Consider the following 12,168-nt stretch of genomic DNA (forward strand, 5'->3'; position numbering starts at 1 on the left):
TCAACAGGTTGGGGGATGAATATCAGGTAGGCAGCATTTTTGTGATATACTTCCTAAAAGGTGTATTATGAAAAAATCAACAAACCTGAAGCGGAAGATTAAAGAAGTGAAGAGAGAAAATGTAGAAGTGGCGCCAAAAGCAAAGACAACCGCAAAAAAGGATTATGATGATGATCAGAACCACTTGCTGGAAGGATATGACGAGAGTGAGTATGATCAGAAAGATATCGCTGATGAGAAAAAAAAAAGGGGGCCTGACAGTGGCTCCCTTTTTGTTTTTTGGATTATTGGCGGATTTGAAACGACTAAGTTGTTTGTCTGGTGTATGCAGGTAAATTTCTAACTCTAAGTAAGAAATTTTGTTACTGGCTCATGGGCTGGTAGCACCTGGATTATTTTTAGAAAACCTGTAAAGCTACAAGGCTTATGGCTGATAGTACCTGTTAAGATACCCGTAAGGATAGAAGGCTCATGGGCTTCAGCTCCGCAATCACATTTAACTACCCGGAAAGAACACCACACTTATCCCAACAGATTTCGTATCCGGGCTGTAAGTAGGCATCGCAATAGGATGCATACTATTTTTGCCCTCTTTCTTAGCCCAAACCTTTTCCATTTTCGGGAATACCCAATAAGCAGCCTTTGCACTTAATATACCGAGACCAGCCCCTGCTACAACATCGCTGAGCCAGTGGCGGTTATTATACATACGAAGTACGCCGGTGGCAGTCGCTACAGCATATCCATAGACCCCATACCACGGACTGACATCTTTGTACTCCTGTCTCATAAATTCTGCTCCCATAAATGAAGTGGCGGTATGACCGGAAGGAAAGGAGTTAAAAGTACTTCCATCCGGACGCTGCCGGTGAGATAATGTTTTCACCCCACCTACGGTTCCCATCATCAGGAGGCTGGAAATACCGAGAATGATAGTCCGGTCACGGAAATTATGTGCACCCTGGATGCCCATTGCATTCAGTGCGTATACGCTCAGTGCTGGTGTATATCGCAACCAGTCGTCTATTTTGGTATGGAAAGTAGAATTATCCTCCCTGATTTCGTTTTTGGTGGTATGATCGAGGCTACGGAGCGGTCCATATTCAAAAGTAGCGATTCCATAGCCAAGCATAGCTGCCGGTACAACTACGCTGGCGATGGAGCATTGATATTTTTTTGTTCCCCTGAAGAGCTTTAAAAAGGACGTATCCTTTTTAACTTGTATAGCAGCCGAGTCGACTGTAATTTGTTGGGCGTGGGCCCCGGTTATTATAACGAACGGCAATAACAGTTGTAGGCATAAAGAATTCACTTTCATCCAATACAGATTAGCGGTAGTAACGTAATGTTGAATATATACTACAAAACAAAAAAAAGATTCTGTAGAGATTCTGAAGGTAAAAAATATTTTAATCACATGGATCACACGTTCGTGGCTGGTTTTGCTAAACAAACGTTTGAATAATTTTTGTATATTTGCATGCACAACCAGGAAATGGTGTCTTCCTGCACAGAACTGTCCCGTATTCTTCGGGTCTGATGGCGCCTACAAATAGTGTATAATTCTGCCGATACAAGCGAGCAGTTCTATTTATATATTTGTAGGAACATGATGAAATTTAACAAATCTTTAGAACAATTCACAATTGCTTACCAGCTCATTCGCTGGACTGTTATTATTATTCCTGTTGCACTGGTAGTCGGTTCACTGGTAGCTCTATTCCTCTGGCTATTAGACTATGTTACACATTTTCGCTGGGAACATCCATGGTTATTGTACTTACTGCCTATTGCGGGTATCGGGATCTATTTCCTGTACAATAAGCTCGGCGGTACTTCAGAAAAAGGGAATAACCTCATTATGGATGAAATCCATGAACCAGGCGGTGGGGTACCAGCCAGAATGGCGCCACTGGTATTGATCACAACAATTCTTACACATTTATTCGGCGGCTCTGCAGGCCGTGAAGGTACAGCTGTACAGATAGGCGGTAGCATGGCTGGTTTGTTGGGCAAATGGATGCGGTTGTCACAGGCAGACCTGCGTATTCTTTTGATGACAGGGATTGCCGCGGGTTTTGGGGCGGTATTCGGTACACCGCTGACAGGTACCGTTTTCGCGCTGGAAGTGCTGGCAATAGGTGTGATCCGATACGATGCATTGGTGCCCTGCCTGATCGCGGCTGTATTTGCAGACTGGGTATGCAGTGCCTGGGGTATTCATCATACACATTATCAGATCTTATCCAGGGCAGAAACGCTATTCGATTATTTGTTGCTGGCAAAAGTGATTTTGGCTGGTATCGCCTTTGGCCTCGCCAGTTTTGCTTTCTCCAACTGTATGCACCAGATCAAAAAATACAGTACACAATTTATTCGCCCTGCCTGGTTGATACCAGTAGCAGGTGGTATTATTATCATTGCCATGTGCTGGATACTGGGCACAGATGATTATACTGGTCTGGGGGTAAATAGCAAAGACCCCGGTGGAGTGAGCATAGTCAATGCATTTAAAGATATGGAAATGTCTAACTGGGCGTGGTTGTGGAAGTTGTTATTTACTGCTGTCACACTGGCCATGGGGTTTAAAGGAGGAGAGGTGACACCGTTGTTCTTTATAGGAGCGGCCTTAGGGCATACTATAGCGGTATTGATCGGTGCACCTGTAGATCTTTTTGCAGGCCTGGGTTTTATTGCTGTATTTGCAGGGGCTACCAATACCCCGATTGCCTGTACCCTCATGGGGGTGGAATTATTCGGCACCAGCAATGCATTGTATTTTGCAGTGGCATGTTTTACAGCTTATTATTTCAGTGGCCATGCAGGTATTTATAGTGCGCAGCGAGTAGGAGTTTCAAAGAAATGGGAGTAATGTGTTTGTTTGGGAGTGATTTATAGTGCGCAGGGATTATGAGTTTGTAAGAGATTGGAATAATGTGTTTGTCCGGCAGTGATCTATATTGAGCAGGGATTATGAGTTTCAAAGAAATGGGAATAAGATATAGGCCCGGCAGAGTTTTTGTTGCATATTACTATCTAAAATCAGCATATTAAAATCAACATATGAAGGCCATTACAATTCCCCAATTTAAAGCAACACCTGAATTGACAGAACAACCCAAGCCGGTCGTAAAGCCCGGTAGTATGGTTGTACGGATAGTAGCAGCGGGTATTAATCCTTTTGATACCAAGATGATTGATGGTATACTGGATGGGCATATGCCGCATCATTTTCCTATGATACCTGGCGTAGATGCGGTGGGTATTGTGGAAGAAGTTGGAGAAGGTGTGACACTCTTCAAGGTAGGTGATCACATCTATGGTCAGTTTTTACATGCACCTGTAGGTGAAGGGACTTTTGCAGAATATGTAGTGGTGCCTGAAAAAGCGGCGCTGGCACTAGCCCCTAAGAACATTCCTTTGAAGCAGGCGGCAGCTATACCGACTGCAGGTATGACCGCGTTGCAGATGTTGGAAAAATCTGGTCTGAAGCATGAACAGATCCTACTTGTAGTAGGAGCTACCGGTGGTGTTGGATTATTTTTAATTCAGTTAGCTGCTATGCAGGGGATTTATATAATTGCTACTGCAAGTGATGAAACTGGCGCGAGCAAAGTGAAAGAACTGGGGGCAAAAGAAACCATCAATTATAAAAAAGTATCAGTAGCAGATGAAATCAGGCGTAAATATCCGGATGGTGTAGATGGATTGATTGATATGGTCAGTTCCCCGGATGCTTTTAAAGAGATGACATCACTTGTGAAGAAAGGAGGTGTAGCATTAACTACTGCGTTTGTAGCGAATGAGGAGGATTTGAAGAAGAAGGGATTGCAGGGTGGTAATTTTGAATTGAAGGGGAATCGCGCATTGTTAGATACATTGTCAGATGCGGCAGATAATGGGGTATTGAAAATTCCTGTTGAAAAGGAAATTACATTGGAAGAAACACCGGCAGCATTGGCTGAGATAAAAAAGCTGAATAGTAAGGGGAAAACGATTATAGTATTATAGATCTAAAGTATCAAAGATTTAACTTTAATTCTGATTCTATAGTTTACTATAACTATAATTAGAATTATAACTATAATAATAACTATAATAGATATACGCTATCCTTTAGTAGCTTATCAGGCTGACCAAAGGTAATGCAGATAAGCCGGCGCGAAAAAATCGCTTCTGAAGAAGACAGAAGCGATTTTTTCGTAAGAGGAAAACCTACAACCAAATCCATAGCAAAATCTATAGCAAAACCTACAACAAAACCTATAGCAAAACCCATTAAATAATTTATTCGTACCTTCGCCTCACCTATCACATCCCCATACATACATTTTACTTGCTTCTACTTAGCAATCTCCGGGGCCTTCATTTATTTGACATTTGTGACAGGTTTCAATTTTCCCGTACTATTCAGGTGCGTTTTTTGATGTGTGGAATTCCATACTTCAATCGGCATTGATTTTTTTGACTAAAACTGTATTATGAGTAAAACCATTATTGTATCGAACAGGCTACCGGTAAAGATCACTGAGAAAGATGGCGAATATGTGTTGAATCCGAGTGAAGGCGGTTTGGCTACAGGGCTGGGGTCCATTTACAGACAAGGCTATAACATCTGGATTGGATGGCCCGGCGTGGACGTAAACGAAGTAGCACAGGGGCAAATCAAACAACAACTGGGGACCATGAACCTTATGCCGGTATACCTGACCCAGGATGAAATCAACAACTATTATGAAGGATTTTCGAATGAGGTACTGTGGCCGGTTTTCCACTATATGTCCGTTTATGCACGCTATGAACAGGTATACTGGGATTACTATTATCAGGTAAATACAAAATTCAGGGACGCCGTTTTAGAAGTTGCAGAACCCGGAGATATTATCTGGATTCATGACTACCAGTTACTACTACTTCCAGGCATGATCCGCGCCGCTGCGCCGGATGTAGCCATTGGTTATTTCCAGCATATTCCTTTCCCTTCTTTTGAATTATTCCGTCTTATTCCATGGCGTGTAGAACTGCTCGAAGGGATGCTGGGGGCTGACCTCTTAGGCTTCCATACCTTTGATGACAGCCATCATTTCCTCAATGCAGTGACACGTTTGCTTCCATTGAATGCTACTGCAAATATTGTGACGGTGAACGACCGTGCAGTAGTGGCAGAGACATTCCCCATGGGTATTGACAACAATAAATTTGAAGAGTTATCACTCGACCCTGAAGTACTCAAACAGGTAGAAAGCCTGCGCGAGAATTTCCAGAGTACACACATGGTCCTCTCTATTGACAGACTGGATTACAGCAAAGGAATTCTACAACGCTTGCAGGCATTTGAATTATTCCTGCAATTGTATCCCGAATATATTGAGAAAGTCGTATTGTATATGATCGTAGTACCATCGAGAGATTCGGTGGCACAATACAAAGAACTGAGAGACGCTATCGATATGCTGGCAGGCGGTATCAACGCCCGCTTCCGTACACTGAACTGGCATCCGATCAATTATTTTTATCGCAGTTTCCCGGTAGAGACACTGTCTGCTTTGTACAGCTTTTCAGATGTAGGACTGGTGACTCCGATGCGGGATGGTATGAACCTTGTGAGTAAGGAATATGTTGCCAGCCGTAAGGATAGCAATGGTGTATTGATCCTGAGTGAAATGGCAGGCGCCAGCAAAGAGCTCATTGATGCACTCATTGTGAACCCTAACAATATCGGTGCAATCGCACGCGCGATTCATGAAGCATTAAACATGCCGGAAGGTGAGCAACGGAGAAGAATGAAACAGATGCAGCAGATTGTATCTAAGTTCAATATTTCACATTGGGTAAAATTATTTATGGCAAGATTACAGGAAGTGAAACAGCTACAGCAGTCTATGCTGGCGAGAAGAATGAGCCTAGAAATGCAGGTGCATGTAAGGAAAGATTATAAAGCAGCGAAGGAAAGAGTGATCTTCCTCGACTATGATGGTACACTGGTAGGATTCCAGACGAATATTGATCTGGCTTCTCCTGATCAGGACCTCATTCAGTTATTGACAGAACTGACAGCTGATCCATTGAATCAGGTGGTGATGGTGAGTGGGCGTAAATACCAAACGCTGGAAGAATGGCTGGGACATCTGAGATTAGATCTCATTGCAGAACATGGTGCGTTTCAGAAGAAATATGGTGAGGAATGGCAGCAATTACCCGGATTGACGGATCAATGGAAGGGGGATATCGCGCCGATCCTGGAGACGTTTACAGATCGTACACCCGGTTCGTTCATAGAAGAGAAAAGCTTCTCGCTGGTGTGGCATTATCGCAAGGCGGAAGCTGGTTTGGGTGAATTGCGTGCGAATGAGTTGATGAATACCCTGCGGTATTTTGCAGCAGATAAAGGGTTGCAATTATTGCCAGGGGATAAAGTGATTGAAGTAAAGAATGTAGAGATCAATAAGGGCAAGGCTACTATGTCATGGTTGGCAAACAGGCATTTTGATTTCACATTGGCTATTGGTGATGATCATACGGATGAAGATATCTTTAAGGCATTGTCACATGATGCAGTGACGATAAAGGTAGGTAGTCAGGTGTCGTCGGCGAGGTTTTATTTGAGGAATCATAGGGAGGTGAGAGCGTTTTTGAAATCATTGATTCTAGTTTAAATATTTAGGTTTTATTATTTTTGCGGCATTAGCCCGCCAAAAAAATAAAACTTGCGGAGCGGCATTAAAGGGTTGGCAACACCAACCCTTTAATGCCGCTTTCAAAATAAAGAAGGCTATTGATTGCTTCAAATAAAAAGACTACTGATTTGCTCCCAAAATAAAGAAGGCTACTGAGAGAACTCTGTAGCCTTTTTCATTATTGTAAACCTTAAGATAAACTATTTAAATATTGGTGTGTCCAACTTCATCGATATCCTGTATGCTGCATTCATCAACCCTACATGACTATACGCCTGCGGGAAATTTCCCCACTGACTACCATTCGTCTCATCCACATCCTCACTGAACAATAACAAGTGATTCGAATACTGCATCAGCTTTTCAAACTCCCGTACCGCATCATCTATTCTTCCCACACACGCAAGCGCCTCCACATACCAGAACGCACATACGAGGAACGTAGTCTTGGGTTTCCCAAAATCATCTGAATGCAAATACCGGTAAAATAATCCATTCGGTGTTTTCAACTCTTTCTCCAACGCCGCCAGGTGATCTTTTGCCCTGTCCGAAGCCGGATCAAGGTAGTTCATCATAATCAGCTGTAAAGTACTTGCATCCAGGTGCAAACTGCCTGTTGCATTTGTATATACTTTACGAATCGGATCATAACAACTCTCTATATGCGCCGCAGCTCTATTCTTCAACGCAGTGGCCTGTGCGGCGAGATCATTACTGCCAATGATGCGTGCCATCTTTTCTGCCGCAGAACAACCCGCCCACTGGAAGAGATTACTATAACAATGGATGTTTGCGAAGTTGCGGAACTCCCATATCCCTGCATCCTTTTCATCAATCGTCCGCTCTATCTTTTTCAGCAGGTATTCTATCCACCAGGCAGAATCTTTTCTTTCTGAAAAGATAAACCGGTGGTCCGTATACAAAGGCAACATGGAAATGAGCACCTGACCATAAATATCGTTCTGTATATGCTCATACGCCTGGTTGCCGATCCTTACAGGCTGATTGCCCAGATAACCGTCCAGGTGGGGAAGTATTTGCTCAATCAGGTTCTTTTTGCCTGTGATCCCATAAAGAGGTTGGTACCGATAATCACCTGAGAAAGAAATATCTGCCACATAGCTAAAGTATTTTTCCATCTCTTCGAAGTGACCGATATGGTTGAGCGCGGTTATCACATAAAATGTGTCTCTGAGCCAGCAATAACGGTAATCCCAGTTACGCCCGCTGCCCGGAGATTCCGGCAAACTGGTGGTACTGGCGGCGATAATAGCGCCGGTATCTTCATATTGGTGAATCTTTAGTGCCAGCGCGGAACGGATCACAGCCGGCTGGTAGAAGTTGGCGATATTGGAGTGTTTTATCCAGGTACGCCAGTATACAGTTGTTTCGCGAAGGAAACGTTCAGCAGTACTATTGAGTGGTGCCTCCAGTGGCTGACCATAGGAGAGGAGCAGGTATTTTTCTTCATTTAAAACAAAGAACTCCTCTTCAAAAAGATAGCTCACCGGAATATTGGTGGTCAGGCGGATATGTTCATCGCATCCAAGGAATTCGATGTGGTTACTGCCTCGTTGTGCTTTGAGTTTGCGGCCACCATAATCGCATACAGGTTCACATTTGACCCGGATACGGGGATTACCTTCCAGTGGTGTGATCTTACGGATCAGCATCAGTGGTTTGAAATACCTTTCATACTGATAAAAACGGGGTGCAAAGTCAGTGATCCTGTATTTGCCATCGCCACTGGTAATTTCAGTGACCAGGATGTTGGTGTTTTCAAGATAATACTGGCGGCTATTGTATTCACCCTCGGGCAGGATCGAGAATTCCCCTCCTTTTTTCTTGTCAAGCATGCCTCCGAACACGAAGGTACTATCCATCTGAGGCCAGCAAAGCCAGTCGATATTGGTGTTGATGTTCACGTGCGCCAGGAAGGCGCAGTTACCGATCAGACCTGTTTGATAGGTGTGTTTTTCCATAAGTCTTATTCCTTTTCCGGCTTAGTATTATAATATTCAATTACATCTTTCTTGACTGATTGATCCTACTTTACACAAAAGCTGTTCCACAATTGAGGAATAGAGGAAACAGAATTGGCCACAATGGATTTCCGGATTAGCTTAGGAGGCGAAATTGCCCGGCAGACAGGGCTTTTAACTAAATCGTATTGGTAAAGAATTCAATGAAGCAGTCTGTTTGGCATTTTTTTTCGTATATTAAAGAATATATGCGCAAATGGCTTCGTATAACCATCATTGTTTTCAGTGGCCTCATAGGTCTGTTGCTATTGCTTTGGCTGGCCGTTGCAGCTTATATTTATACGCATAAGGCGTATATTTTAAAGCAAATCAGTGACCAGCTGAACGATCGCCTCCACGGGGGAGTGCTGTCCATTGGAGATATGGAACCTTCACTCGTACAAAGTTTCCCTGATGTATCAGTTTCATTAAATGACGTCAGTGTGAAGGATAGTCTCTTTGCACAGCACAATCATGAACTGGTAAAGGTGTCTCGTCTTTTTGTACAGGTAAATACCCTCGCGTTGCTGAGAAAACAACTCGATATTAAACAGATCAGTCTTAAAAAAGGAACAATCTATTTATATACTGATAGTACAGGTTACTCCAATGCCAGTGTACTAAAGAAAAAAGACGAAACGGTAAAGACCTCTAAAGGTAGCAGCACGAATACAGACATTACCCGTCTGAATTTAGAGAATGTAAGACTGGTGCTGGATAATCAGCTCAAAGGCAAATCTTTTGACTTCGATATCGCCCGTCTGAAGGGGAGTATGCTCACCAACGATTCCGGCTGGACCGCTAATGTGGATATGAATCTGAAGGTGAACTCTTTTGCTTTTAATACAGACAGGGGAAGTTTCTTAAAAGGTAAAGACCTATCTACAGATTTGGAATTACATTTCAATACAAAGAAAAAAGTATTGGATATTCCTCAGCAAATACTGCGGATAGATGATCAACAGGACCTGAATGTAGGTGCGAATTTTTCATTTGGCGATGATAAAGCTTTCACGATCCATATCATAGCAGAGAAACTATCTCTGGCGCATGTCGCCACCATGCTCACACCGAATATCAAAGAAAGGCTGGACAGCATTCATATGGAAAAGCCACTGGATGCAGAATGTGTGATAAAAGGTGGGTTGGCAGAAAAAGGAACTCCGCTACTGAAAGTGATCTGGAAAACAACCAATAACAATGTCACTACCAAAGGGCTGGAATTAACGGAATGTAGTTTCGGTGGTAGTTACAGCAATGATTGGATACGGGGCAATGGGCATGGAGATGATAATTCTATTATTAGTTTATACGACCTGAATACCCGCTGCTTCAGTATTCCGGTGACAGCAGATACTGTACATATTTCCAATCTGCAACACCCGGCGCTGACCGGTTATTTCCGGGCTAACTTTCCCCTGACCGATCTCAATGCTGACGGGGTTTTCAATTTTACCAGCGGTACAGCGAAAGCGAACCTCTTTTACAGGGGTGGCATCACTGCCGGCGATACTATTAAACCTTTCCTGAAGGGAACTGTAGAAGTATTACACGGTGCCCTGGCCTACATTCCGCGTAACCTGCAGTTTACTGATTGCAATGCCAGGCTGGATTTTACCGGGCAGGACCTTTATCTTAAAAATATCAGTGTGCAAACTGCCAAAAGCAAACTCTTTATGGAGGGCAGTGTGCTGAATATAACCAATCTCTTTTTTACTGCTCCTGAAAAGTTACAGCTCGACTGGAAAATACGTAGTCCTATCGTGGACCTGAATGAATTCCGGGGTTTCCTGGCGCGGCGAAACAAGGTGGTACAAACCAGGGCGGCTGCGCGGAAAAAGATGACCCGCATCACCAGTCAGCTGGATGTGATGCTGAATGCCTGTAATGTGAACCTGAATGTACTGGTGGATAAGTTAATCTACCAGCGCTTTATAGCTCAACAGGTAAAAGCGGACCTTTCATTGACCCAAACTGATATTAAACTCAATCAGATCTCCCTGTCTCACGCCGGGGGATCCATCCGGCTGAGCGGAGACATTCGCCAGGATGGGAACAATAACCGTTTTAAGATCAATACGGATATTAACAACGTACACATAGATCAGTTGTTTTACGCTTTTGATGATTTCGGTATGCAGACCTTAAATTCGAAAAACCTGAGAGGGATCCTGACTGCGAAAGCGAACCTTTCCGGAAATATATTTGACAATGGGAAAGTTGCTCCCAAATCCCTGTATGGTACTATGGGCTTTGAATTGAAACAGGGTGCGCTGGTGCATGTTTCGCTGCTGGAAGATATCGGCAATATCGCTTTCAGAAAGCGCGACATGGGCAATATCACTTTTGAAAATGTAAAAAATAACTTCACCATACAAGGAGACAAGGTGCTTGTACCACCCATGCAAATTAATTCCAGTGTACTTTACATGGACGTTTCAGGGGTTTACGGAATGACTTCCGGTACGGACCTTTACATAGATGTGCCGCTGCGCAATCCCAAAAAAGACGAAGGCATAGATGACAAGGAACTAAAAATTAAACGGAGAACCAAAGGGATCGTGGTGCACCTACACGCTACAGACGATGGGAATGGCAAAGTGAAAATAAAATTAGCGAGTAAGAAGAAAGAAGAGGCTAAGGATGTAACAAATTAGGGATAGCCGGCGTTTGAGGGAAGGGAAAATAAACTATTTTTGCGGCCTTAATTATTTTTAACATCCATGAGGAAACTACTGCCAATCGTTTTGCTGGCTATGATGATAGCCTGTAAGAAAAATGATGATACCAGAACGTCTATCAAATATACGGGCAAATGGTTCATTACGCAAACGGTAAGTAAGCAGTATTACACGGATACCAATGGGGATACTGTTTTCTATCGTAATGAAACCAGCACGTATGCAGATAGTACTGCCTACCTGGAAATCAAGCTGACAGATTATACGACGGGTAAGGCTGTTCTGTATATGAATAACCAGCTGGATTCTTTGAGTTATGAGTATATGACGCAGGAGTATTTCAAGCTGGATAGTACGTTGTGTGTGGTGACTTCATTGAGTGATTCTGCTTTTCAGTTTAATACGTTGTCTTATGAAGGGGATGTGATACCGGATAGGGTGTTGGTTTCGCAGGATTACTTTATTATGAAGAAATAGGATGGTGGTAGAATAGGATTTCTTTATACTGGCAGGTGATTGGGATTTTAGGATGGATAGTTGGCTGGTAGAATAGGATTTCTATTATACTGGCAGGAGAGGGGATTTTAGGATAGATAGTTGGCTGAAGCTGATTTCTTTATACTGGCAGGTGATGAGATTTTAGGCTGGATAGTTGGCTGGTAGAAGCGGATTTCTATTATAATGGCAGGTGATTGGTCTGTGATACCAGCTATGAATTTTTATACCAAGCAAATAAACGAATGATGGGAGGGGATAAAGGGCATGATTTTTTATGCTTTTAACCTGACC

The 12,168-nt window shown here is 43.2% G+C and carries 8 protein-coding genes and 1 riboswitch; of the genes, 6 read left to right on the forward strand and 2 right to left on the reverse strand.

The window, feature by feature from the left end; all coding sequences use genetic code 11:
- Positions 1-67: 67 nt before the first annotated feature.
- The gene (locus BW716_RS13415) at positions 68-343 is read left to right on the forward strand and encodes a hypothetical protein (RefSeq protein ID WP_083723077.1); all 276 of its coding nucleotides are present in this window, start codon (positions 68-70) and stop codon (positions 341-343) included.
- A 153-nt stretch (positions 344-496) separates the two neighbouring features.
- On the opposite strand, the gene BW716_RS13420 is transcribed toward BW716_RS13415, so the two are convergent.
- On the reverse strand, positions 497-1,318 hold the full coding sequence (locus BW716_RS13420) for a phosphatase PAP2 family protein (RefSeq protein WP_083723118.1): 822 nt from the start codon (positions 1,316-1,318) through the stop codon (positions 497-499).
- A 164-nt stretch (positions 1,319-1,482) separates the two neighbouring features.
- Positions 1,483-1,556: riboswitch (Fluoride riboswitch) on the forward strand.
- A gap of 53 nt (positions 1,557-1,609) precedes the next feature.
- On the opposite strand from BW716_RS13420, the gene BW716_RS13425 reads away from it, so the two are divergent.
- From BW716_RS13425 to BW716_RS13440, 3 genes are all read left to right on the forward strand, one after another.
- Complete coding sequence (locus BW716_RS13425) at positions 1,610-2,872, forward strand: voltage-gated chloride channel family protein (protein WP_083723078.1); 1,263 nt, start codon at positions 1,610-1,612, stop codon at positions 2,870-2,872.
- A 191-nt stretch (positions 2,873-3,063) separates the two neighbouring features.
- Positions 3,064-4,011 carry an NADP-dependent oxidoreductase gene (locus BW716_RS13430; protein WP_083723079.1) on the forward strand — a complete coding sequence of 316 codons (948 nt, stop codon included), beginning with the start codon at positions 3,064-3,066 and terminating at the stop codon, positions 4,009-4,011.
- 470 nt (positions 4,012-4,481) lie between these two features.
- Positions 4,482-6,656, forward strand: a complete 2,175-nt coding sequence (locus BW716_RS13440) for a bifunctional alpha,alpha-trehalose-phosphate synthase (UDP-forming)/trehalose-phosphatase (RefSeq protein ID WP_083723081.1) — start codon at positions 4,482-4,484, stop codon at positions 6,654-6,656.
- A 221-nt stretch (positions 6,657-6,877) separates the two neighbouring features.
- On the opposite strand, the gene BW716_RS13445 is transcribed toward BW716_RS13440, so the two are convergent.
- Complete coding sequence (locus BW716_RS13445; protein WP_083723082.1) at positions 6,878-8,659, reverse strand: glycoside hydrolase family 15 protein; 1,782 nt, start codon at positions 8,657-8,659, stop codon at positions 6,878-6,880.
- Positions 8,660-8,907: 248 nt separating this feature from the next.
- Between BW716_RS13445 and BW716_RS13450 the strand changes: the two genes are divergently transcribed.
- Both BW716_RS13450 and BW716_RS13455 read left to right on the forward strand, forming a co-directional pair.
- On the forward strand, positions 8,908-11,355 hold the full coding sequence (locus BW716_RS13450) for an AsmA family protein (RefSeq protein WP_179091122.1): 2,448 nt from the start codon (positions 8,908-8,910) through the stop codon (positions 11,353-11,355).
- A 66-nt stretch (positions 11,356-11,421) separates the two neighbouring features.
- Positions 11,422-11,856, forward strand: coding sequence for a hypothetical protein (locus BW716_RS13455; RefSeq protein WP_083723084.1), 435 nt, complete (start codon positions 11,422-11,424; stop codon positions 11,854-11,856).
- Positions 11,857-12,168: the final 312 nt, after the last annotated feature.

Origin of the sequence: [Flexibacter] sp. ATCC 35208 (genome assembly GCF_001975825.1) — a bacterium.
In the GTDB taxonomy this organism is placed as follows: domain Bacteria; phylum Bacteroidota; class Bacteroidia; order Chitinophagales; family Chitinophagaceae; genus Chitinophaga.